The sequence below is a fragment of the Grimontia sp. THUN1695 genome, from assembly GCF_059704325.2.
This window is the reverse complement of sequence record NZ_AP046577.1, coordinates 63,652-86,443: the sequence shown is the minus strand read 5'-3', so window position 1 is coordinate 86,443 and position 22,792 is coordinate 63,652. Positions and strand designations below refer to the sequence as shown.

Sequence of the window (22,792 nt, the reverse complement as noted above, 5' to 3'; positions counted from 1 at the left end):
AGGTTAGTCGCACGATCATAGAGGTGCGGCTATGGCAAAACAAGTAATCGTACACCATTCATTTGCAAATTTCTGATAAGAATTCTATCAATTTTCAGACAAATCATGTCTTTTATGACGTACAGACATTGGAATTAAGATCACCGCTATCGGTTAGAAAAGCATGGCGGGTTTACCTTTCTTTTGCCCGTTTTTTTGTGTTTTTGTGAATTCATTACTATCCCAAAACCCTTGGAAGAGAGCCCAGTCATTATTGACACGTCCAAGCTAACTGAAATGACTCAGCCCTTTTTCTTCACATTTACTCAATTAGCGGTCAAAATTGCTCTTTTGTATCCTTCGCCCTCTCTTTTTTAAGGTATCTAAATGTTTGAAGCGACCGCCATTCTCGTTGTGGGTTTGTGTTTGTTGGTATGGAGTGCTGACAAACTGGTCTACGGCGCTGCCGCTCTCGCCCGTAACGTGGGCATTTCTCCGCTCGTTATCGGTATGACCATTCTCGCCATGGGGAGTTCCGCCCCGGAGATGGTGGTGTCCGCCACGGCAGCACTGAGCGGAAAGACAGATACCGCCGTCGGTAATGTGCTCGGCTCAAACATTGCCAATATTGCGTTGATCTTGGGCGTGACAGCCTTGATCAGGCCACTGGCGATCAGTTCAGGCATCCTGCGCCGGGAGTTGCCAATGATGCTGGGCGTCACCGCTGTTGCAGGCATCATTCTCTGGGATCACTACCTCAGTTTCTGGGACGGCGTGGTACTGGCCGTCTTGTTCGCAATCTTCTTGCTAATGATGATGAAATTTAGCCGCGAAAGTGGGGAAGAAGACCCTATGCTTGCCGAGCAGGAGTCTGAAATCCCGAAAGGTGTCAGCAATATGTCAGCGGCTATCTGGGTCATTGTCGGTCTGGTATTGCTGATTTTCAGTGCTGATATGGTAGTTGATTCCGCCGTGATTATCGCCAAGGCCTTTGGCATGAGCGATCTGGTGATTGGCCTGACTATCGTCGCTGTGGGCACCAGCCTACCAGAACTTGCAGCTTCCGTCGCAGGGGTGATGAAAGGGGAAGACGATATGGCGGTGGGAAACATCATCGGCTCAAACATCTTCAATATTCTCGCTGTGATGGGGATTCCCGCTATACTGGCACCTTCTGGCATTAACCCTCTGGCCATGGAGCGTGACTTTTACGTAACACTGGCGCTATCTGTGTTGCTGTTTTTCTTTGCTGTGGGCAAAGCACGCACCATTAACCGCTGGGAAGGCATCGGATTTCTAGCCTGCTTTGTCGGCTATCAAGGCTATTTGTTTACACACCTTGCGGCATAACTGGACTGATTATGACTGATTTTGATTTTCGCCAGGCTGGCATCACCACACTGAAAACTGAACGCGACGCGATTACACAACTCGAACAGTACATTAACGAGGATTTCGTCACAGCATGCCAGCTCATCCTTAATGCCCAAGGCAAAGTCGTGGTAATGGGCATGGGGAAGTCCGGCCATGTAGGCAACAAGATTGCCGCCACGCTGGCCAGTACCGGCACCCCCTCGTTTTTCGTTCATCCAGGCGAAGCCAGCCATGGCGATCTGGGAATGATCGAAAAGGGCGACGTGGTGCTCGCCATTTCCAACTCCGGTGAAGCCTCAGAAATCATTACGTTATTGCCAGTGGTTAAACGCCGTGGCATCACATTGATCACCATGACCAGTAACCCGGCGTCAACCATGGCGCGTCTGGCACAGGTCAACCTTTGCATCAAGGTGCCAAAAGAAGCATGCCCGATTGGTCTCGCACCAACGTCCAGTACTACCGCAACTCTGGTGATGGGGGATGCCCTGGCAGTGGCGCTGATGCAGGCAAAAGGGTTTACCGCAGACGACTTTGCCCTCTCCCACCCCGGTGGTGCACTGGGCCGCAAACTCTTGCTACGCATTGCAGATGTCATGCACAGTGGTGACAAACTCCCCAAAGTGTTGCCACACCACACGATTCGTGATGCCCTGTTGGAAATGTCGGCCAAAGGGCTGGGCATGACCGCTGTCGTTGATAGCCAAGACACTGTCCTCGGCATCTTTACTGATGGCGATCTACGCCGCCTTCTTGACCAACGTATCGATGTGCACAGCACTGACATCGGTGCAGTGATGGGGAAAAACCCGACGTGTATCAGTGCCGACATGCTGGCCGCAGAAGGTTTAAAGCTGATGGAAGAGAAGAAAATCAACGGATTGCTGGTCACAGATAATGACACACTGATCGGCGCACTCAATATGCACGATCTGCTTAAAGCTGGAGTGATGTAATGCAGCCAATGACCGAGACCCTCTACGGCCCGGTGGCAACAGAATTGGTGGAGCGTGCCCGCACCATTAGCTTACTGATTTGCGATGTAGACGGCGTGTTCTCAGACGGCCGTATTTATCTGGGTAACGACGGCGAAGAATTAAAAGCGTTCCATACCCGTGATGGTTATGGTGTGAAATCTCTGATGAATGCGGGTGTACAAATTGCCATTATCACCGGTCGCCAATCAGCCATCGTGGAACGCCGTATGGCCGCCTTGGGCATCCAGCACATTTACCAGGGACAAGACGATAAAGCCTCAGCCTATCAGGATCTTGTCAATCGCCTTGGTATTCCGGCGAAACAAACCGCATATATCGGTGACGATCTGATTGACTGGCCAGTCATGTCTCAGGTGGGTCTGTCGGTCTGTGTCAATGATGGTCATCCCCTGCTGGCACAACGTGCCGATCTGGTCACCCGCACGCCCGGTGGCTATGGCGCGGTGCGTGAAGTGTGCGATCTGATTTTGGAGGCGCGCGGCGAACTTGATGCGCACAAAGGGCTGAGTATATGACGTTGCAACGCCTTGTTATGCTGGTTCTGCTGGCAGTGTGTGGTTACACAGGTTATTACCTGCTTACCCAACACTACTGGGAAGATGACGTACAGGTTGCACCGGATGCAGAAAAGCCCCTGTTTACTGCCGAGAATGTTAATTCCACGACCTATAATGCACAGGGACTTCGTAGCTACCGCATTGAGTCTGTGCATATAGAAAACTATCAGCAACTCGATGAAACCCACTTTAACGAGCCTGTACTTTGGACATATAGTAACGGGGAAGAGGAAGAGTGGCGGGTCAGCGCAGAGTTTGCGGTACTTGAAGATACCCAAACACTGGTGATGAAAGGACGGGTCAGGATCTTTAACCTGTTACCCGATGCCCAGATAAAAGTCATCACTACTGAACAACTTACCCTGGATCTCGTTACCCGCGACTTCTGGTCAGACACTGAAACCGAAATTACCGGTGTGGGTCTGCAAACGCGTGGCGAAAGAGTTAAAGGCAATTTTGGCTCCCACCAGATGGAACTGATTGAGCAAGTGAAGAGCAGGTATGAACAAAAAACGAACTAACGTCTTTGCTGTGGTATTGATGCTGTTATCCGGCTCAGCCCTGGCACTGTCAACAGACTCCGAGCAGCCAATTTACATTGACTCCGACTCGCAAAACCTTGACATGAAAACCAATACCGTGGTTTTCACCGGTAACGTCTACTTACGTCAGGGGTCTATTCGCCTGCGCGCCGATAAAGTGGTGGTCACCCGCCCTTCTGGAGAAGAGGGTGCAGAAGTGATTGATGCGTATGGCAAGCCTGCTACTTTTGAACAAACCATGGATGATGGAAAGAAAATCAACGGAGAAGCCTTCGATCTACGTTATGAAACGGCCAAAAGCTTCCTGATCATGAAACGCAACGCAGTGCTGACACAGGAAGGCGGTAATCAGGTAGAAGGCCAAACCATCACCTACAACATCGACAAACAGCTGCTGGTTGCAGAAAGTGATGACAGCAGTCGTGTCACCACCGTATTGCAGCCACAAACCAAACAAGACGGCAAGAAATAACACGGTATGGCTATTCTCACCGCTCAAAATCTCGCAAAAAGCTATAACGGCCGCAAGGTCGTCACCGATGTCAGCCTTGAAGTAAAGTCCGGCGAAATCGTCGGATTGTTAGGGCCAAACGGTGCGGGAAAAACCACGTCTTTTTACATGATTGTTGGTCTGGTCGCCCGTGATGAAGGCACCATCAAGATTGACGACTTGGACATCAGTATTCAACCCATGCATAACCGCTCACGCCTGGGGATTGGCTACCTGCCACAGGAAGCCTCGATTTTCAGGAAACTCAGTGTTTATGACAACCTAATGGCGGTTCTCCAAACCCGCTCAGAGCTAACCAAAGAAGAACGCCAGGATAAAGCCGAAGACCTGCTGGACGAATTTAACATCCAACATATTCGTAACAGTATGGGCATGGCCTTGTCAGGAGGCGAACGCCGACGCGTCGAAATCGCACGCGCATTGGCTGCCAACCCGAAGTTTATCCTTCTCGATGAACCCTTCGCGGGCGTAGACCCAATCTCAGTCATCGATATCAAGAAAATTATTGAGCACTTACGTGACCGCGGCCTTGGCGTATTAATTACCGACCACAACGTACGTGAGACACTCAGTGTTTGTGAACACGCCTATATTGTTAGCCAAGGACACTTGATTGCCCACGGCACACCTGATGAAGTGCTCAATGATGAGCATGTAAAACGCGTCTATCTCGGAGACCAGTTCAGGCTATAGTTAAAGGGACGGTTGGCAAATCGCTCCGATATATGCACTGATATTTGCACTGATAATAGATAAAAGGAAAGGTGCCAGTAAAACTATGAAACCCTCGCTTCAGCTCAAGCTTGGCCAACAACTTGCAATGACTCCGCAACTGCAACAGGCGATTCGCCTGTTGCAGCTTTCGACACTTGATTTGCAACAAGAAATTCAGGAAGCGCTGGAAGCCAACCCACTCCTCGAACAGGATGAAACCGGTGATAGCACTATCGACGGCGACGATGCGCAGGAGTTTGAGGGCGAAAAGAATGTCAGTGTGTCTACCGCTGAGTCAGAAAGCCCGGACTCAATGGACAGTTCTGATGCATTGGGGCAGCAGGAAATGCCGGACGACCTGCCTGTCGATACCACCTGGGATGATGTTTACAGCGCCAACACCGGCAGTACTGGCATCTCAGCCGGTGACGACATTCCCGTTTATCAGGGCGAAACCACTGAGACGCTTTTCGATTACCTTAACTGGCAACTCCAACTGACGCCATTTACAGACATTGATCTTGCCATTGCGACTGCCATCATTGACGCAGTAGATGACAAAGGCTATCTCACCGTCACCTGTGAAGATATTCTGGAAAGCCTCGGCACTGAAGAAGGCGAAGTCGAACTGGATGAAGTTGAAGCTGTGCTTAAACGTGTGCAGCAATTCGACCCACTGGGTGTCGCTTCACGTTCGTTGCAGGAATGTCTGCTTATCCAACTCGCCGCCTTTGACGAAAATACCCCTTGGCTTAATGAGGCACGCCTTGTGCTTCGTGAGCACATGAACCTGCTTGCCAACCGCGATTACCGTCAGTTGATGAAAGAGACCAAGCTACGTGAGCCTGAGCTGAAGGAAGTCATGCGCCTCATTCACAGCCTCGAGCCACGTCCAGGCAACCTCATCGTCACCAATGAAGCAGAGTATGTCATCCCCGATGTCTCCGTATTTAAAGACCGGGGCAAGTGGGTAGTACACATCAATCCAGATGCAGTGCCTCGCCTTAAGGTAAACCAACAATACGCCGCACTGGCCAAAAACGGATGCAGCGCCTCAGACAGTCAATTTATCCGCAGCCACCTTCAAGATGCGAAATGGCTGATCAAAAGTCTTGAAAGCCGTAATGAAACCCTGCTGAAAGTGGCACGTTGCATTGTTGAACATCAACAGGATTTCTTTGAATACGGAGCAGAAGCCATGAAGCCGATGGTCCTCAACGACATCGCACTGGCTGTGGACATGCATGAGTCCACCATCTCCCGGGTTACTACACAAAAGTACATGCACACGCCCCGTGGCATATTCGAACTGAAATACTTCTTCTCAAGCCATGTCAGTACAGACAATGGCGGTGAATGCAGCTCTACGGCAATTCGCGCGTTGGTGAAAAAACTGGTTGCCGCCGAAAACCCGGCGAAACCACTCAGCGACAGCAAAATTGCCACACTGCTGGCGGAGCAAGGCATCCAGGTCGCGCGACGAACGATAGCAAAATATCGTGAGTCTCTGGGTATTGCACCGTCGAATCAGCGCAAGCGCCTTATTTAGGCGTCTCAACCAGAAGGAAGATGTTTATGCAAATCAATCTCACCGGTCACCACGTCGAAATCACAGACGCTCTGCGGGACTACGTGACAACCAAGTTTGATAAGCTTGAACGCTTTTTTGAGCACATCAATAACGTTCATGTCGTGCTTAACGTCGAAAAACTACAGCAGATTGCCGAAGCGACCCTGCATGTCAATAATGGCGAAATTCACGCAAAAGCCGATTCAGAAAACATGTATGCGGCGATCGACTCGCTGACAGATAAGCTGATTAAACAGTTAACCAAACACAAAGAAAAAATGAACCACCATTAACTATGGAACTCAAAGACGTACTCAAACTGGACTGCACGAAAAGTGCAGTCCTTTGTTCAAGTAAAAAACGGGCACTTGAAGTGATCAGCGAGCTGGCTGCTGGCCAACTGGATCAAAATCCGCAAAAGCTTTTCGAATGTATGCTTAGCCGGGAAAAAATGGGCAGTACGGGCATCGGCAATGGCATCGCCATTCCCCATGGTCGTATTTTTAACAGTAACCAAGCCGTTGGTGTCCTGATCCAGTGCGCCGAGCCGATTGAGTTTGATGCCATAGATAACCAACCCGTTGATCTGCTTTTTGCCCTGCTGGTCCCTGATGACCAGTGCAAAGAACACTTGAAAACCCTGTCATTGATTGCACAAAAGCTGGGTGACAAACAGATTTGTCGGCAACTTCGCCACGCCAGCTCCGATCAGGAACTCTACGATATCATCACAGGATAATCAGCGCAGGAACGTGCATCATGCAGCTTAAAATCGTCAGTGGCCGTTCAGGCTCTGGAAAATCGGTCGCACTCCGTGTGCTGGAAGACCTGGGGTATTACTGCGTTGACAACCTTCCAGTCAACCTTCTACCGCAATTTATTGCGACACAAGATGGTAAAGATAATCACATCGCGGTCAGCATCGATATCCGTAACATGCCGGCTGATCCCGATGAATTTACCCATACGCTGACCAAACTGCCAAACGACGTCAACGTTGATATCTTCTTTCTTGATGCCGATGACGCTGAGTTGATTAAACGGTTCAGTGAAACCCGCCGCTTGCATCCACTCAGCCGCGATAATCTCTCCCTCGAGCAGGCCATAGAACGCGAAAAGCAGCTGCTCACACCACTCAAAGAGCGGGCCGACAAGGTGATCAACACCTCCAAGCACTCAGTGCATGATTTGAGCGAAGCGGTACGCTCCCTGGTGTTGGGCCGTACCAACCGCGATCTGGTGATGGTATTTGAATCTTTCGGCTTCAAGCACGGTCTGCCTTCCGACGCTGACTATGTGTTTGATGTGCGGTTTCTCCCCAATCCGCACTGGGATCCTGCGCTCAGGCCACTGACGGGGCTCGATGAGCCAGTCAAAATGTTCCTCGCCGCAGAACAAGATGTGGCCATGCTGATTGCCCAGGTGAAAAGTTTTCTTGAGTCCTGGTTACCAGCACTCGAAAACAATAACCGCAGCTACCTTACTGTGGCGATAGGCTGCACCGGTGGTCAACACCGTTCAGTATATATTGCCCAATACCTCGCCGATTACTTTGCTGCGACGGGCCACCAGGTCCAGATCCGCCACCGCACGCTGGAAGGAAAAGTATGAACCCGCCCAGCAAAGAAGTGCTGATCCGTAACCGCCTTGGCCTTCATGCCCGCGCAGCCGTCAAGTTGGTGGAACTGGCACAGAGCTTTGATGCCCAGGTCATGCTGACTAAAAATGGGCAAACGGTGACGGCGGATAGTGTGATGGGTATTTTACTGCTCGACTCCAGCCAGGGAGAACAAATTACCGTATCTGCAAAAGGCAATCAGGCACAACAAGCCTTTGAAGCCGTCACCGCGCTCATTGAGGCGGGTTTCGATGAAGACAACTAAACCTTTATCTCACCCCCTACAATTTCATGTTTCCCTCGTTTTTCATTCTCAAAGTGCAAAGACAGTCTGGACTGTTTGCGTTAATATTCACGTCATTGCGTCACCCGCCGATATCCGGACACTCCTATGGCAGAGAATTACGAAGTAGAACAACCTAGCCAAACGCACCAAACGTTACAGGAAGTCAGCCGAGCCCTTGAAAATGGCATGTTCGTGCATGTCCGTCGAATGCTCGAAGACATGGAGCCGGAGGACATTGCGCACCTGCTTGAAGCCTCTCCCCCAAAAAGCCGCCTGGTGTTGTGGCAACTGACCGATCCTGAAGAACAAGGGGAGATCCTCGAAGAGCTGTCCGAAGATGTGAAAGACGGCATTATGGTGCGAATGCAACCTGAGCAGCTTGCAGCTGCGACAGAAGGCATGGATACCGATGATGTAGCCTACCTGCTTCGAAGCTTGCCTGATAACGTTTCCCAGGATGTCCTGTCGCAAATGGATGCCCAGGATCGTGCACGGGTTGAACAAGCACTGGCTTACCCGGAAGAGACGGCGGGTGGGATGATGAACACCGACGTGGTCACCATCCGTTCGGACGTGACTGTCGACGTCGTGCTACGTTACCTGCGTATGAAGGGGAAATTGCCGGAAGCCACAGATGCTCTGTATGTGGTGGATGAAAACAGCCGCTTAATTGGCGAACTGGCTATCACTGCCCTTTTGACGTCTCAGCCCGATACCGAGGTACTGGAAGTGATGGGAGACGTGGATGATGCCATTCCCGTCGACATGAGTGACAGCGATGTCGCCAGCCTGTTTGAGCGACGTAACTGGGTTTCAGCCCCGGTGGTTGATAAGGAATATCAACTGGTTGGCCGTATCACCATCGATGACGTAGTCGACATTATCCGTGAAGATGCCGAGCACTCCATGATGAGTATGGCAGGTCTGGATGACGAAGAAGACACCTTCGCACCGGTCCTGAAATCTGCCCGTAGCCGGAGTATCTGGCTCGGTGCCAATGTCCTTGCAGCTCTGGCGGCAGCCTCTGTCTCAAACCTTTTTGAAAACACCCTTGATCAGATGGCAGCTATCGCGGTACTGATGACCATTGTGCCATCAATGGGCGGTGTTGCCGGGAACCAGACAGTCGCGTTGGTGATCCGCGGTCTTGCTGTCGGCCATATCGGTGATTCCAATACCCGCTGGCTACTCAACAAGGAGGCCCTGGTGGGGCTTTTAAACGGTGTAGTCTGGGCCTGTATCATTGGTGGTGTGGTCGTACTGTGGAAAGGAAATCTGATGCTGGGAGGCATTATTGCTGCGGCAATGCTGACCAATCTGGTCGTGGCAGGCGTAGCCGGTGTCACCGTTCCAATCCTGCTCAAAAAAATGAAAGTCGATCCCGCACTTGCCGGCGGAATGGCTTTGACCACGATTACTGACATGGTTGGCCTCTCCGTTTTCCTTGGACTGGCAACGCTATTTTTGGTCTGACTTCCCGGAATACGTCAAAAGCCTCCCAGCGAGGCTTTTTAATCGTGATTATCTGGTGACCTACCGGATAACCAAGATGAAAATCCCCCGCAACCTGCCACTAAATCACACAGTGATCCCTACCATCAAAAAACTAACGCCTTCAAGCTATTAGCGCTCTTAATTCATCTGGACATTCAAAAGTTAGACACTATTCTTAACATAACAAACGTAGAATGTGCGCCAGAATGTTAGTACAGGAGTTCATAATGTTCTTGCAATCCATCCACAATTACAGGGCCATTGCTATTATTTCTATTGTAATGAGCCACACTTATGTTTACGGCCTTGAAAATACAACAGGATTGATTTCAGTTATAAAAAATATAATATCTGGTGGCACAGCACTTTTTGTTTTTATTTCAGGGTATATGTTCCATCATGTCTTTTATAAAAGATATCAATTCAAATCTTTCATAAAAGGAAAAATTGAAAGAGTGATTATTCCTTATTTAATTCTCGCAACGTTTGCAATCGCTCTTGTTTATATCATTAAGTCTGGATTTTTTTCACCTGATGCGGATTATAACAAAGTTGTATTTTTCTCCCCTGAAGATAATACACTGACGACTACAATAAAATATTACCTCACCGGACGTATGTTGACAGCCTATTGGTACATCCCTTTCGCTGCACTCCTTTTTCTTTCTTCTCCACTTCATTATAAATTCATACAACTTTCCCAGCGTACCCAAATTATTATCATTGCCTTTTCATCAGTTGCATCAATGTTTATTCATCGATCATATGAAAACATTAATCCAATACAGATGCTTTTTTATTTTACTCCTTTTTATCTGACAGGTATTTATCTATCACTTTACCGTGATTCTGTGAATAAGAACTGTGGTTTAAAAGGAGGGGTATTTATTTTTCTCACCATTGTTCTCGCCTTTTATCAATATACATTAGGTCATAATGGCAATTACATAAAAGGGATGTTTGAATATGGTGGCATTGACATCATGTTCATTCAAAAGATGTGTTTATCCCTCGGCCTTTATTTTGTTATGGAGACTTTCGCTTTTAAAACCAAGTTAGTAGATCTTATCTCCGATACCAGCTTTGCCATATTTTTCATTCATCCCTGGGTGCTGACAACCATGAAAAGGCTACCTTTTCTCAACCATCCGGAATCAACAAATATTCCCTACTTTCTGGTCACTTGCCTGATCGTGATTTTAGTAAGTATGCTGATCTCTATCGCTCTGAATAAGCTGCTGACAGGAAAAGTAAAGTCCCGCAATATTATTGGGTATTAGGTGCTATTGAGCCTCATCATCAGACAAAAAAGCCACTTTCATGGCGTGAAAGTAGCTTTTTGTGGATGTGCGCAGATTGGGGATGGCAGAAACGTTATTCGCCACCTATTTTCATCGATTCAATCAGAATTGACCCAGTCTGGATCTGGCTACGGAACTCAGTATCTGCCCCAACAGCCACGATCTGCCTGTACATATCTGACAGGTTGCCTGCAATAGTGATTTCACTGACCGGATATTGGATTTCTCCGTTTTCGACCCAGAACCCTGCCGCACCACGGGAATAATCACCCGTGACGATATTAACGCCCTGTCCCATCAGTTCAGTAACCAAAAGACCGGTACCCAGCTCTTTCAGCATTTGCTCGAATGTCTGGCCAGTGTTTTTCACAAACCAGTTGTGGATACCACCAGCATGGCCGGTTGGCTGCATATTCAGTTTGCGGGCAGCATAACTGGTTGCCAGGTAGGTCTGAAGTTCACCGGCCTTGATAATATCCAGATCGCGGGTGTTCAGACCTTCGCTGTCAAACGGCGCACTGGCCATGCCTTTCAGGATATGTGGGCGCTCATAGATTTCGAACCAATCGGGCAGGATTTGATGGCCCAGCTTATCCAGCAGGAAAGAGGATTTACGGTACAGGTTCGAGCCACTGATCCCCATCACCAAATGCCCCAGCAGCCCTGTCGCTACATCCGCCGCGAACATCACCGGAAACTGGCCTGTCGACAAGCGGCGTGGATCCATACGCGCAAGGGTGCGCTTTGCCGCTTCAATACCCACTTTTTCCGGCGCCCACAACTCGTCCTTATCACGGGAGACGGTGTAGCTGTAATCGCGCTCCATGCCTTTGCTGTCTTCGGCAATCACACTGCAACTGATACTGTGGCGGCTGGAAGCATAACTGCCCAGCATGCCGTGGCTGTTGCCGTAAACACGCACACCATAGTGGCTGTCATAGCTTGCCCCATCACTGAACTTGATACGCTTGTCATGCTCCAGTGCAGCACGCTCCGCTGCGATGGCTTTTTCCGCCGCATGATCCGGCTCAGGTTCGTCAGGATGGAACAAGTCCAGATCCGGGTATTCAAAGGCCATCAGTTCTTTCGGGCCGGGGCCTGAGAAAGGATCTTCTGACGTATAATTGGCAATATCCAGCGCCGCTTCAACCGTTTGGATAATCGCTTTTTCAGACAAATCCGACGTCGACGCACTCCCTTTACGATTTCCGCGATACACCGTGATCCCCAGCGCACCGTCGCTGTTAAACTCCACGTTTTCCACCTCGCACATACGGGTAGAAACACTGATACCGGTGGTTTTGGTGATGGCCACTTCCGCTGCATCAGCTTTTTTGCCTGCCAGCTCCAGTGCACGACTCACCGCCGCTTCTAGCTCAACACGTTGCTGAGCTACCTGTTGTTTCACGTCCATAAGGTCTTAAATTGATGGGTGTTATGGCTAAGCATACCATTCGAAAGGGCCACTATGCTTAAAAAAACCCAGCAAAATTCGACATTCTTGATAAGATACGCCGTTATAGAAAGTGACAACCTCGGGAAGCATTATGGGCCGTAAGAACAAACGTGAGCCTTGGGAAGAGGAAGAAGAGATCATTTGGGTCAGTAAGAGCGAAATGAAACGCGACATGGAAGCGCTGCAAAAGCTGGGTGAAGAGCTGGTGGCACTGAAATCGGCTGTATTGGCAAAATTTCCGCTGGATGACGATCTGCGTGTTGCGATTGCCGATGCCCAACGCTTTGAAAAAGAAGCCAAGCGCCGCCAGATGCAATACATTGGCAAGTTGATGCGCGCCCGCGATCCTGAGCCGATTCAGGCAGCGCTGGATCTGCTGCGCAACAAACACAGCCAGCAATCTATCGAACTGCACAAGATGGAAAAGCTGCGTGATCGTGTCGTGGCAGAAGGCGACAACGCCATCAATGATGTGGTTGATCTATACCCTAACGCTGATCGCCAGAAACTGCGCCAACTTGCCCGTCAGGCCAAGAAGGAGCAGGAAGGCAATAAGCCGCCCAAAGCATACCGCGAAATCTTCCAGATGCTGAAAGCATTGCGAGAAGAGTCTGAAGACTGAAAAAGCCGGGGTCACCCGGCTTTTTTATGCTTTATATCAGAAAGTTACTCGGTGCCACCCACTGTCATGGCATCCAGCTTCAGGGTTGGCTGCCCGACGCCTACCGCGACACTCTGCCCAGCTTTACCACAGACACCGATACCACGGTCGAGTTTCAGATCGTTACCCACCATAGAGACCTGTTGCATGGCCTCAATGCCACTGCCAATCAGGGTTGCCCCTTTCACCGGCGTGGTCACTTTACCGTTTTCAATCAGGTAGGCTTCGCTGGTTGAAAACACAAACTTGCCGGATGTAATGTCGACCTGACCGCCACCAAAATTCGGGGCATACAGACCATATTCAACGCTGCTGATGATCTCTTCCGGTGTGCTTTCCCCTGCCAGCATGTAGGTATTTGTCATCCGTGGCATCGGCAGATGCGCGTAAGACTCGCGGCGACCGTTACCCGTTGGTGCGACACCCATCAGGCGTGCATTGTGCTTATCCTGCATGTAGCCTTTGAGAATGCCATTTTCAATCAGCACGTTGTATTGGCCCGGCACACCCTCATCGTCGATATTCAGGGAACCACGGCGATCTTTTAACGTACCGTCATCCACAATGGTACAAAGCGGTGATGTCACCTGCTCACCGATTTGTCCGGTAAAGACTGACGATTCCTTGCGGTTGAAGTCCCCTTCCAAGCCATGCCCCACCGCTTCATGCAGCAAGACACCCGGCCAGCCGGCACCTAAAACCACAGGCATGGTTCCCGCCGGTGCGCCTTTGGCATGCAGATTAACCAGCGCCTGTCTGACTGCCTCATCCGCGTAATTCATCGCCACGGTTTTGCCGTCTTCTTCTGAAGTAAAATAGGTGTAATCAAAACGGCCACCACCACCCGCCGAACCACGTTCACGACGCCCGTCTTTTTCCACCAGCACACTGACAGAGAACCGGACCAGTGGACGGATATCCGCCGCATAGGTGCCGTCTGTTGCGGCAATCAGCACCTGCTCATACACACCCACGATGCTGACCGACACTTCCTGCACCAGAGGCTCTTTAGCGCGCACATAAGCATCGACTTCTTTCAGCAAGGCAATTTTTTCCTGCTTGGTCATGCTTTGCAGCGGATCGACCGCCTGATAAATCATCGGATACTGACGGGTCGCAAACGCTGACACTTTCAGCTTACCGTTCTTATCAGCGATACCACGTGCTGCAGTAGCGCTTTGCATCAGGGCATCGGCATTAATTTGGTCTGAGTAGGCAAAGCCGGTCTTTTCACCGCTGATAGCACGGACACCAACGCCCCGGTCAATATTGAAAGAGCCGTCTTTGATGATGGAATCTTCCAGCATCAGGGATTCATGCCAGCAGGACTGAAAATACACATCGCCATAGTCGATGTTTCTTGCTGCCAGGTGCTCCAGGGTTTGGCTGAGTTGACTTTTACTGACACCGGAAAGGTGCAGTATGGTTTCTTCCACGTGTTCCAGGCTCATGAATAAACTGCTCTTTAGCGCTAAAAAAGAAAGTCCCACAACCGGCTATAGTGTGGGAACGAATTGGCATCGAGGTTGCGCTATTTCATTGCGCATTGCAACCGGGCATGTTGCAGGACAGGCATTTTATTGCGAATAGCGCTGTTGGAGGCAAGATCAATCTCTGCCCATGCACTGCCTACCTGATCACCCAACGCGGTGACAACCTGTCCCCAGGGATCGACAATCATCGAATGCCCATAGGTTTCACGTCCCCCCTGGTGACTGCCACACTGTGCAGCAGCCAGTACCCAGCACTGGGTCTCAATAGCACGGGCACGGAGCAACACCTCCCAGTGCGCCACACCGGTCACTTGGGTGAACGCTGCAGGAATAACGATGATATCTGCACCACGCTGACGAAGTGCGGAGTACAACTGCGGAAAACGGATGTCATAACAAATTGACAGGCCCAATGTACCAAACGGCGTATCCACCAGCACCAGATTATCGCCGGATTTAAAGGTGTCGGATTCGCGGTAACTGCGGTGGTTGTCGGCAATATCCACATCAAACATGTGCAATTTTTCGTAAGAAGCACGGAGGTTACCGGCAGCATCATAGACCAGGCAGGTGGTGCTCAGGGTGCCATCATTGTTGCGGATGGGGAAAGACCCCACCACCAACCAAAGGCCCTGTTCGAATGCCAACTGGGACAATTTTTTCTGTAAGGGGCCATGCCCCAGCACTTCCGCATGCTTCTCGTAATCTTCCTTGGTGCCAAATACCAGACAGTTTTCCGGTGTCAGTACCAGACGGACACCCTGAATACGGAGGTGTGTTAACTGCGCTTCCAGCACGTCAAGATTGTCTTGCGGATCCATCCCTGAGTTCATTTGTACGACGCCAAACATGGTCATAACCTATTGCTCCTTCTGCTGTTCTCGCAAGCGCTTAAAGGCTTTTTCTGGCAATGTCACTTCGCCGGTACTGCGCGACACTTCCCTGACAACCGGATCATCAATAGCCCCGCTGACCTGATAGCGAACCTGTGTAAACGCATCGACTACCGGCGAAAGCACCGTGGTGACAGCCAGGACATACAGCGCAGTTTGAGGGGTGACAGCAAACGCGGTAAACACCGGGATCCCGGAGGTTAAATCAGGTACGAACCTGACGTCCGCATTCACCTGATTTTTCGCAAGATTTGCTATCCCTCTTATAAACATATCACCTGCCAGTGCTTTCATCTGGATATTATCCGTGACAATAACCCCGTTAGTGATTGATGCGCTGCCACTTATCTCATCAAAAGCCAGACCGTCTTCAAATACGCCGGTGAAATCGAGCTGCATTTTTCGCAAGATAGAATTTAGGCTAAAAAGACCAAGCAGGCGGCCAGCCCCGCCAACACCACAGATGTATCCGTTTTCGATCTTGGTCGTGAGTGTGCCATCCATGGTGGCGACATCCACTGCCCACGGAGCGCCGTCAAAACTGATCTGGCCTGAGGATTTCACGGTTGCATCCTGTATACCGCCAGTCACAGCAAAGCGCCCCATCAGGTCGCTGCTGTTTTTGGCTGTCACATCAAACGTCAGATCCGAATGATTAAAACCTTGCCGGGTAATAGACCAATCACCGCTTGCCCGTATCTGTGTGCCACCGCTGTCGAGAACAAATTTTGGCATCGTGATAGTGTCTCCCCGTTTCAGCAGTTGGGTGTTTACGCTGCCAAGACGATAGCCTTGAACCCAGAGTTCTTTGATGGTCAAGTCCGTCGAAGGAATATAACGCATCATGGCGCGGTCAAAATCAGATGCCGTCCGGTGACTGGCGTGCTGCTGCGCCGGGGCTTCACTCTCTTGGCTGTCTTTATCCAGGTCCACATTGAGGAAAAGATGCTCAATGGTTGCCGTCAGAAAGTCATCTTCATCCCACCACGCATCGCCCGCCAACTCCTCACTGCCCACCAATACATGGTAACCGTCACTTTTCTTCCGTGCTGCCATGGAAAAGTGATTAAAAACCAGTTCGCCGGCTTTAATCCTGTCCGCTTTCACATTCAGCCTTGACGGTGCGGGCAAAACCACGGGGAACGAGGCTTTGGGGTCTTGATGGGCGGCTTCCAGCCGTGCAATGACATCCTTCCAGGCCGGGATATCCAGTTCCGGCACGTTAATGCTGACGCCATTGCCGGAAAGAGGCTGCAAAGAGAGCTCTCCCTCGCCCATCACAATGCGGCTCTTGGTTACCACGGGAATATCATGGCTGATATCAACATTGGCCTGGTATTTAAGGTTCGGCAGCACCACCTGTCCCACCAGGCTTTGTGCATCACCAGACGCTTTGAGGCTACCCCAACCTGTCGTAGATAACGGTTTATCAAACGGCGCTGGCAGGTTGATTTGCATGGCGGTCAGGTCCGCATCCAGGTTGATATCATAAGTGAAACCCACGTCCCTGAGTGCAACCCCCACATTCAGATCCCAGTCTGACTGCCCCTCGATAATCGAAAGATCCGGTTGGCTGAGAGCTTTTTTCAGCCTGTCTGCATCCCACCTGCCATCAATGTCGATATTGACCAGATAACTGTCTGATTCCGTCTCCCCCCTGAAACCGATTGCCACCGGCTGCTCAAGTAAGCTAGCGGTGAGCTTGTCCGCCCAAACCACGTCGTTATCAAATGCAATCTCACCACTGACATTGTCGAAGGTCATCTCCGGGCTGACAATCGACACCTGACTGTTGTTGAGGGATGCCCGCCCTTTCACCAGCACATCGTCGCCATTCAGCGGGATATTGAGGGAAATATTGCCTTTGACATGACCGTCGACCTGCACATGGGTCAGCGCGGCCCCAACAGAGTCCACCAGCGGCGTTGCCAGCATGTATTCACGCAGATCCTCTCCGCTGGACGCAATATTGGCATCAATCAACAGCACGCTGTTATCGTCACTGAAAGAGGGAATTTTTCCCTTCAAGCCGTACCCACGCGCGCCCATCAACCCAACATTGGAAGCATCGAGGTACAGCGCATCATTTTGGAACAGCAGATCCAAATCCAGCTCGGTCAACGTCGGCCACTGGGTATCAAAACTGAACTGGGCTTTCTTCAGTGGCACATATGCCTGAAAAATCCCCTGATGTTCAGGGTATGGGAAGGTAGCGAAATCGCCATACCACACCAGCTTGGCGTGATCAGCCTGACCACCTCGGATTGCCGCTGAGAGGTAGTCTGTCAGTGTTTCACCAAGGACCAGAGTCGGCAGATAGCGCCAGGTTTCGCCCGCGTTGTTCAGGCTGGCTTCTGCATAAAAGGCGAGCCAGGAACTGCTGTCATCAAACGGGATATCAAGACGGAACTCCCCCAACACGTTCAGATGCGGAGAACGCACTGCCACCCGATCCGACCAGATGGTCACACGCTGATCATCCAGCGTCCAGAAGCCAACAACCTCACCTTGCTCGATATTAAGTGGCGCCTGGAAAAAATCACCATATGGCAGGGTGTCATCGGTCATCGACAACACGACCTTGCCGTTGCGGCCTTCGCCCGCCAGCGTCATGTCGAGTTTATGAACTTCCGGCAAATACCCCCAATGCCCGAAACGGATATCATTGAGCGCTGCGGAATAGCGCACAGCTTCCCCGTCAGTTTTGGCAACACGGATATCCTGCGCCTTCCCGTCCGGAGAAAGAGCCTGAAGTGCCTTTTCCACCTCATCCGGCAAAGGCACCAGTTCACGCAGCGGCAACAGCAGACCAATATCAAGGTATCTGGCATTCAGTCGCCAGTGATTGTCACCAATCTCCACCCGCAGGTTTGGCTCAGGCCACAGCTTGCCATCGGTTTTAATCGCAACGTTATCTGTCGCGATACGCCAGCCTGATGCGAAGCGCTCAAGCAAGATTTGACCACGCTCCACCTTTACGGATTGGGTATTGCTTTGTTGATCCTGAAGCGTGGGAGTGTTCGGGGACCAAGCCACGTCACTGCCGCTGAGACTGACCAGCGCTGAACGCGGGTGGCCATTTTCCACCGTCAGCCAGGCTTCCCCCCCAACTGTGGCTTTGACCAGGGAGACATCCGGGTTGATGAAGGTCCCAATCCATCTTTTCAGCGAGACATCATCGGCTTTGAGATAAAAATCGCCATCTAGAGAACTTAATCCACTGTCTTCTGTGAAAACGCCTTGCACTTCTACCTTGTTCAGCGACGTGCCCTGCACACTGACCACCCCCTGAACATGGTGGGTTCTTTCCCGGTTATCCCACAAAAGAGAGGCGATATTGATGATTTGGCGCTCTTCAGAAGGCGAGAGTAAAGTGACCTTGGCATCTTTGATGGTGAACTGGCCAAGCTCCACCAAAAACAGACGTTCCAGCTGGTCCCTCAGGCTTTCACTGCCCGGATTATCACGCTCGGGAAGCTGGGTCAGGTCAACATTCAGGCCGTTGATAGACACATTGGAAAACGTCGGTTCACGGCGTTGCAGGCTGGCCCAGAGGTCAAATTGCATATCGATGCGCTGCGCCGTCAGGATTTCAAGCTGCGAGGCCTCGGTGGAAAGCGTCAGGTTATGCAAAGACAAAGAGGGCACCAAATAACGCCAGTGCCCCTTGAACGCGGAAAAATCAATGGTGAAACCACTGGCTTCTGATACCCATCGCTGTATTGGCGCTTTTGCCGTGTCCAAATTGGGCAAGACCACACGCATAGCCGCAGTAAACACCGCAGCACTCACCAATACCGCGACAACCAGCCATTTCACCGTTATTGCTACACGTCGAGCCAACCCAGCCATTAAACGAACAGTCTCACTTACATCATCACCACATCGAACTGCTCTTGGGTATACAGCGGTTCTATATGCACTTTCACCTGCTTGCCAATAAAGACTTCCAGCTCAGCCACCGCGTGTGACTCGTCACCTTCCAGCGCTTCTCCCACAGACGGTGACGCATAAACCACGAACTTGTCCGCATCATACGCACGGTTAACACGGGTAATTTCACGCAGCACTTCGTAGCACACGGTTTCCACCGTTTTGACCGAGCCGCGGCCTTCACAGGTTGGACACTCACCACACAGCACATGTTCAATACTTTCGCGGGTACGTTTGCGGGTCATCTCCACCAGGCCAAGCTGGGTAAAACCATTGATGTTGGTTTTGACACGGTCTTTCGACAGCGCAAGCTCAAGGGATTGCAATACACGCTGACGGTGTTCTTCCGAGATCATGTCGATAAAGTCGATGATGATAATACCGCCAAGGTTGCGAAGGCGCAGTTGGCGGGCGATCGCACGGGTCGCCTCAATATTGGTGTTGAAAATGGTCTCTTCAAGGTTACGGCGGCCAACAAACGCACCGGTGTTGATATCCACCGTGGTCATGGCCTCAGTCTGGTCAATGATCAGGTAACCACCGGATTTAAGCTCCACTTTGCGGTCAAGTGAACGCTGAATTTCATTTTCGGTGTCATACATATCGAAAATAGGTTGCTCACCGGTATACAGCTCAATTTTGTCAGACAGCTCAGGGACAAACTCGTCAGTAAATTCCCGCAATGCTTCCACCGCTGAACGGGAATCAACACGGATAATATCCAGCTCAGTACCGACAAAATCACGCAGAATACGCTGTGCGAGTCCCAACTCACCGTAAAGCATCGATTTGGAAGGACGTTTGGCACGACGCTCCAGTACTTTATTCCACAGACGCTTCAGAAACGCTGCATCTTGTGCCATCTCCTGCTCAGATGCGCCCTCGGCAGCAGTCCGGATAATAAAACCACCCAGGTCATCACAGTACTCAGAGACAATGCGTTTGAGGCGCTCACGCTCTGCCTCACTCTCAATGCGCTGGGACACCCCCACATGAGACGCCCCCGGCATGAAAACCAGGTAGCGTGACGGTAAGGTAATGTCTGTCGTCAGGCGTGCACCTTTGGTGCCCAGCGGGTCTTTCACCACCTGCACCACGATATCCTGCCCCTGGCGGACCAGTTCGGAAATATCACGCACCTGGAACTGCTGCTTTTCGTTTTCTGCGACACATTCGGTATGGGGAACAATATCCGACGCGTGCAGGAACGCGGCCTTATCCAGACCAATATCGACAAACGCCGCCTGCATACCCGGCAATACACGGCTCACTTTGCCTTTGTATATATTGCCGACAATGCCGCGTTTGGCTTCGCGCTCAATGTGGATCTCTTGCAGGTTACCCGCCTCTATCATGGCGACGCGGGTTTCTGACGGCGTTACGTTAATCAGTAACTCTGCGTTCATAAGGTTCTACCACGTAATTGTTGGAATTCTTTCAACAGCGTGTCAGTTTCATAAAGCGGCAACCCGACCACGGCATGGTAACTGCCGTCAATGCGTGTCACGAATCGGCCACCCATCCCCTGGATGGCATAACTTCCCGCCTTGTCGCAAGGCTCACCGCTTTGCCAGTAGGCGTCAATGTCGTCATCACTGAGAGGCTTGAACCAGACATGGGTTGTGACCAGCGTGGTCAGCGAATGGTGCCGGTCGGCAAGTGTCACCGCAGTCATCACCTGATGCTGGCGGTTGGAAAGCTGACGCAACATATGTCGCGACGCCGCCAGATCCGATGGTTTTTCCATTACATGACCGTCACACACCACGATGGTATCAGAGCCCAGTACAGGTAAATCGAGTGGGGCGACATTCACACCGGCCTTGGCTTTCTCCAGGGATAAACGGCGAACATAGTCCGCCGCTTGTTCATGGGGCTGGCGCCGCTCTTCCACATCAACACGTAAAATCTCAAACGGGACAGAAAGCTGTTCCAGCAACGCCTTTCTTCGGGGTGAGGCAGACGCGAGGTAAAGTTGAAGATCTGCCATGATTTCTCCAGATTACTTAATCGAAAACTGACGGCGTATCCGTCGCAACAACAAAAACAGCCAGGGCCATAATAAAAAGTTAAGCAGGCCCGCCCAAAGTTGCGTAGGATCGAACTGAACATTGGAGACCAGATACTCCGCCCAAAACTCCAGCACTTTTCCTGCCAGGGTCAGCAAACACAAAAGCGCAGCCTGTTGCCAAAGTGACATGTTGCGCAGCATCTGGAAATTCAGCGCGACGATATATACCACTACCGACATCATCAACCCACGCACGCCAAGTGTTGAGCCTAACATCAAATCCCATAGCAAACCGACAACCAAGGCGGTCCCGACATTAACCCGGTGTGGCAGTGCCAGCACCCAGTAAAATGCCACCAGCAGCACCCAGGAAGGACGGAAAGGCGCCAGTTCACCTGGCCAGGGAGCCGCCTGCAATATCAGCGCAATAATAAATGATATCCAGATAAGCGCACGGCCACGCAAGGTTGAATTAGCCATTGCTTACCTCTTGTCGCTGTTCCTCTCCTGCGGCGTCAGACGGCGCATCATCCACCGGCACCTGTTCTGCATCTTCAATCACTGCTTTCTTTTCCACATCCGTTGGCCATACCAACAGAAGATATCTCAGCCGGTCAAACTGCACTTCCGGCTTGGCGTCAACCTGGGCAAACGGGCGCTTGTTATCAAACGAGAAGGACGTCACCTTTGCCACCGGATACCCTTCCGGGAAGACACCGCCCAATCCGGATGTCACCAGCATATCGCCCGGCTCAATATCGGTGCTGCTCGGAATGTTCTCCAGCTGGATGTTGTCATTGTCGCCACGCCCTGAGGCAATGACACGAATATCATTGCGCACCACCTGCACGGGGATGGCATGGGTCGGGTCAGTAATCAGCAGCACCCGGCTATTGTGTGCCCCGACATAGGATACCTGTCCCACAATGCCGCGCTCGTTGATCACCGGCTGGCCTTCGTAAACACCATTGGTACGCCCTTTATCAATCATCACCTGATGCTTGTAAGGATCAGAGTCCACCGCCATCACTTCTGCGACCATCTTGCGTTCATCACGCACAAACGGCGATCCTAACAGTTCACGAAGACGCTGGTTTTCCTGCTCCATCTGCTCAAACAGCAGCTGGTCGCTTCTGAGCATCAGCACTTCTTCTTTGAGCCTGGTGTTTTCAATCAACAGCTGTTGATGCGAGGTGAACTGGCGGAATGTGTCGTCCAGCAGATCACGCGGCACATTGGAGGCATACTGCAACGGAGCCACCAACGAATTAAGCAAATAACGGAAATTGGTGAAAGCACCCAGACGGCTATCAGCCAGCATAAGGCTGGCTGATAGTAATAGAGCGAAGAACAGGCGTAATTGTAGTGATGGCCCACGGCCAAAAATTGGTTTCATTCAGT

General features: G+C 51.1%; 22 protein-coding genes. 14 read left to right on the top strand and 8 right to left on the bottom strand.

What is annotated here, in order from left to right; genetic code table 11:
- Positions 1–366 precede the first annotated feature (366 nt).
- The 13 genes from AC6IB1_RS03795 to AC6IB1_RS03735 all read left to right on the top strand — a co-directional run bounded on the left by AC6IB1_RS03795 (position 367) and on the right by AC6IB1_RS03735 (position 10,923).
- Complete coding sequence (locus tag AC6IB1_RS03795) at positions 367–1,329, top strand: calcium/sodium antiporter (RefSeq protein ID WP_497567885.1); 963 nt, start codon at positions 367–369, stop codon at positions 1,327–1,329.
- A gap of 8 nt (positions 1,330–1,337) precedes the next feature.
- Positions 1,338–2,309: a KpsF/GutQ family sugar-phosphate isomerase gene (locus AC6IB1_RS03790; RefSeq protein WP_497569077.1), complete on the top strand. Its 972-nt coding sequence runs from the start codon at positions 1,338–1,340 to the stop codon at positions 2,307–2,309.
- Entirely contained in the window at positions 2,309–2,866 is a 558-nt protein-coding gene (gene kdsC / locus AC6IB1_RS03785; protein WP_497567884.1) for a 3-deoxy-manno-octulosonate-8-phosphatase KdsC, read from the top strand. Before AC6IB1_RS03790 ends, kdsC begins: the two co-directional genes overlap by 1 nt.
- The gene (lptC, locus tag AC6IB1_RS03780) at positions 2,863–3,429 is read left to right on the top strand and encodes an LPS export ABC transporter periplasmic protein LptC (protein WP_497567883.1); all 567 of its coding nucleotides are present in this window, start codon (positions 2,863–2,865) and stop codon (positions 3,427–3,429) included. The genes kdsC and lptC overlap by 4 nt, the downstream gene beginning before the upstream one ends.
- Positions 3,410–3,922 (top strand): lipopolysaccharide transport periplasmic protein LptA, encoded by a 513-nt coding sequence (gene lptA, locus AC6IB1_RS03775; protein WP_497567882.1) that lies wholly within the window; start codon positions 3,410–3,412, stop codon positions 3,920–3,922. The genes lptC and lptA overlap by 20 nt, the downstream gene beginning before the upstream one ends.
- A gap of 6 nt (positions 3,923–3,928) precedes the next feature.
- Positions 3,929–4,654: an LPS export ABC transporter ATP-binding protein gene (gene lptB / locus AC6IB1_RS03770; RefSeq protein ID WP_005502199.1), complete on the top strand. Its 726-nt coding sequence runs from the start codon at positions 3,929–3,931 to the stop codon at positions 4,652–4,654.
- 85 nt (positions 4,655–4,739) lie between these two features.
- The gene (locus tag AC6IB1_RS03765) at positions 4,740–6,224 is read left to right on the top strand and encodes an RNA polymerase factor sigma-54 (RefSeq protein ID WP_497567881.1); all 1,485 of its coding nucleotides are present in this window, start codon (positions 4,740–4,742) and stop codon (positions 6,222–6,224) included.
- 26 nt (positions 6,225–6,250) lie between these two features.
- The gene (gene hpf, locus AC6IB1_RS03760; RefSeq protein WP_005502203.1) at positions 6,251–6,538 is read left to right on the top strand and encodes a ribosome hibernation promoting factor; all 288 of its coding nucleotides are present in this window, start codon (positions 6,251–6,253) and stop codon (positions 6,536–6,538) included.
- Between the two features lie 2 nt (positions 6,539–6,540).
- A complete protein-coding gene (gene ptsN / locus AC6IB1_RS03755; RefSeq protein WP_005502205.1) occupies positions 6,541–6,984 on the top strand; it encodes a PTS IIA-like nitrogen regulatory protein PtsN in 444 nt (147 codons plus the stop codon).
- Between the two features lie 20 nt (positions 6,985–7,004).
- The gene (gene rapZ / locus AC6IB1_RS03750) at positions 7,005–7,856 is read left to right on the top strand and encodes an RNase adapter RapZ (RefSeq protein ID WP_497567880.1); all 852 of its coding nucleotides are present in this window, start codon (positions 7,005–7,007) and stop codon (positions 7,854–7,856) included.
- Positions 7,853–8,128, top strand: coding sequence for an HPr family phosphocarrier protein (locus tag AC6IB1_RS03745; RefSeq protein ID WP_497567879.1), 276 nt, complete (start codon positions 7,853–7,855; stop codon positions 8,126–8,128). The genes rapZ and AC6IB1_RS03745 overlap by 4 nt, the downstream gene beginning before the upstream one ends.
- Before the next feature lie 126 nt (positions 8,129–8,254).
- On the top strand, positions 8,255–9,622 hold the full coding sequence (mgtE, locus tag AC6IB1_RS03740; protein WP_497567878.1) for a magnesium transporter: 1,368 nt from the start codon (positions 8,255–8,257) through the stop codon (positions 9,620–9,622).
- Between the two features lie 248 nt (positions 9,623–9,870).
- Complete coding sequence (locus AC6IB1_RS03735; RefSeq protein WP_497567877.1) at positions 9,871–10,923, top strand: acyltransferase family protein; 1,053 nt, start codon at positions 9,871–9,873, stop codon at positions 10,921–10,923.
- A 94-nt stretch (positions 10,924–11,017) separates the two neighbouring features.
- On the opposite strand, the gene pmbA is transcribed toward AC6IB1_RS03735, so the two are convergent.
- Positions 11,018–12,358 carry a metalloprotease PmbA gene (gene pmbA / locus AC6IB1_RS03730; RefSeq protein WP_497567876.1) on the bottom strand — a complete coding sequence of 447 codons (1,341 nt, stop codon included), beginning with the start codon at positions 12,356–12,358 and terminating at the stop codon, positions 11,018–11,020.
- 133 nt (positions 12,359–12,491) lie between these two features.
- Here pmbA and yjgA point away from each other — a divergent pair, with 133 nt between their 5' ends.
- On the top strand, positions 12,492–13,022 hold the full coding sequence (gene yjgA / locus AC6IB1_RS03725) for a ribosome biogenesis factor YjgA (protein ID WP_497567875.1): 531 nt from the start codon (positions 12,492–12,494) through the stop codon (positions 13,020–13,022).
- A 44-nt stretch (positions 13,023–13,066) separates the two neighbouring features.
- On the opposite strand, the gene tldD is transcribed toward yjgA, so the two are convergent.
- The 7 genes from tldD to mreC all read right to left on the bottom strand — a co-directional run bounded on the left by tldD (position 13,067) and on the right by mreC (position 22,787).
- Positions 13,067–14,512, bottom strand: a complete 1,446-nt coding sequence (tldD, locus tag AC6IB1_RS03720; protein WP_497567874.1) for a metalloprotease TldD — start codon at positions 14,510–14,512, stop codon at positions 13,067–13,069.
- An 80-nt stretch (positions 14,513–14,592) separates the two neighbouring features.
- Positions 14,593–15,411 (bottom strand): carbon-nitrogen hydrolase family protein, encoded by an 819-nt coding sequence (locus AC6IB1_RS03715; protein ID WP_497567873.1) that lies wholly within the window; start codon positions 15,409–15,411, stop codon positions 14,593–14,595.
- Positions 15,412–15,414: 3 nt separating this feature from the next.
- Complete coding sequence (locus AC6IB1_RS03710; RefSeq protein ID WP_497567872.1) at positions 15,415–19,299, bottom strand: YhdP family protein; 3,885 nt, start codon at positions 19,297–19,299, stop codon at positions 15,415–15,417.
- Between the two features lie 17 nt (positions 19,300–19,316).
- Positions 19,317–20,786, bottom strand: a complete 1,470-nt coding sequence (gene rng / locus AC6IB1_RS03705) for a ribonuclease G (protein WP_497567871.1) — start codon at positions 20,784–20,786, stop codon at positions 19,317–19,319.
- Positions 20,783–21,370: a Maf family protein gene (locus tag AC6IB1_RS03700; protein WP_497567870.1), complete on the bottom strand. Its 588-nt coding sequence runs from the start codon at positions 21,368–21,370 to the stop codon at positions 20,783–20,785. Before AC6IB1_RS03700 ends, rng begins: the two co-directional genes overlap by 4 nt.
- Positions 21,371–21,382: 12 nt before the next feature.
- Positions 21,383–21,871: a rod shape-determining protein MreD gene (gene mreD / locus AC6IB1_RS03695; RefSeq protein WP_497567869.1), complete on the bottom strand. Its 489-nt coding sequence runs from the start codon at positions 21,869–21,871 to the stop codon at positions 21,383–21,385.
- On the bottom strand, positions 21,864–22,787 hold the full coding sequence (gene mreC / locus AC6IB1_RS03690; RefSeq protein ID WP_005502232.1) for a rod shape-determining protein MreC: 924 nt from the start codon (positions 22,785–22,787) through the stop codon (positions 21,864–21,866). The genes mreD and mreC overlap by 8 nt, the downstream gene beginning before the upstream one ends.
- Positions 22,788–22,792: the final 5 nt, after the last annotated feature.

Bases quoted from the DNA above. Each gene is read 5' to 3' on its own strand.
- AC6IB1_RS03795 (WP_497567885.1), top strand. From the start codon at position 367: ATGTTTGAAGCGACCGCCATTCTCGTTGTGGGTTTGTGTTTGTTGGTA.
- kdsC (WP_497567884.1), top strand. From the start codon at position 2,309: ATGCAGCCAATGACCGAGACCCTCTACGGCCCGGTGGCAACAGAATTG.
- lptC (WP_497567883.1), top strand. From the start codon at position 2,863: ATGACGTTGCAACGCCTTGTTATGCTGGTTCTGCTGGCAGTGTGTGGT.
- lptA (WP_497567882.1), top strand. From the start codon at position 3,410: ATGAACAAAAAACGAACTAACGTCTTTGCTGTGGTATTGATGCTGTTA.
- lptB (WP_005502199.1), top strand. From the start codon at position 3,929: ATGGCTATTCTCACCGCTCAAAATCTCGCAAAAAGCTATAACGGCCGC.
- AC6IB1_RS03765 (WP_497567881.1), top strand. From the start codon at position 4,740: ATGAAACCCTCGCTTCAGCTCAAGCTTGGCCAACAACTTGCAATGACT.
- hpf (WP_005502203.1), top strand. From the start codon at position 6,251: ATGCAAATCAATCTCACCGGTCACCACGTCGAAATCACAGACGCTCTG.
- ptsN (WP_005502205.1), top strand. From the start codon at position 6,541: ATGGAACTCAAAGACGTACTCAAACTGGACTGCACGAAAAGTGCAGTC.
- rapZ (WP_497567880.1), top strand. From the start codon at position 7,005: ATGCAGCTTAAAATCGTCAGTGGCCGTTCAGGCTCTGGAAAATCGGTC.
- AC6IB1_RS03745 (WP_497567879.1), top strand. From the start codon at position 7,853: ATGAACCCGCCCAGCAAAGAAGTGCTGATCCGTAACCGCCTTGGCCTT.
- mgtE (WP_497567878.1), top strand. From the start codon at position 8,255: ATGGCAGAGAATTACGAAGTAGAACAACCTAGCCAAACGCACCAAACG.
- AC6IB1_RS03735 (WP_497567877.1), top strand. From the start codon at position 9,871: ATGTTCTTGCAATCCATCCACAATTACAGGGCCATTGCTATTATTTCT.
- pmbA (WP_497567876.1), bottom strand. From the start codon at position 12,358: ATGGACGTGAAACAACAGGTAGCTCAGCAACGTGTTGAGCTAGAAGCG.
- yjgA (WP_497567875.1), top strand. From the start codon at position 12,492: ATGGGCCGTAAGAACAAACGTGAGCCTTGGGAAGAGGAAGAAGAGATC.
- tldD (WP_497567874.1), bottom strand. From the start codon at position 14,512: ATGAGCCTGGAACACGTGGAAGAAACCATACTGCACCTTTCCGGTGTC.
- AC6IB1_RS03715 (WP_497567873.1), bottom strand. From the start codon at position 15,411: ATGACCATGTTTGGCGTCGTACAAATGAACTCAGGGATGGATCCGCAA.
- AC6IB1_RS03710 (WP_497567872.1), bottom strand. From the start codon at position 19,299: ATGGCTGGGTTGGCTCGACGTGTAGCAATAACGGTGAAATGGCTGGTT.
- rng (WP_497567871.1), bottom strand. From the start codon at position 20,786: ATGAACGCAGAGTTACTGATTAACGTAACGCCGTCAGAAACCCGCGTC.
- AC6IB1_RS03700 (WP_497567870.1), bottom strand. From the start codon at position 21,370: ATGGCAGATCTTCAACTTTACCTCGCGTCTGCCTCACCCCGAAGAAAG.
- mreD (WP_497567869.1), bottom strand. From the start codon at position 21,871: ATGGCTAATTCAACCTTGCGTGGCCGTGCGCTTATCTGGATATCATTT.
- mreC (WP_005502232.1), bottom strand. From the start codon at position 22,787: ATGAAACCAATTTTTGGCCGTGGGCCATCACTACAATTACGCCTGTTC.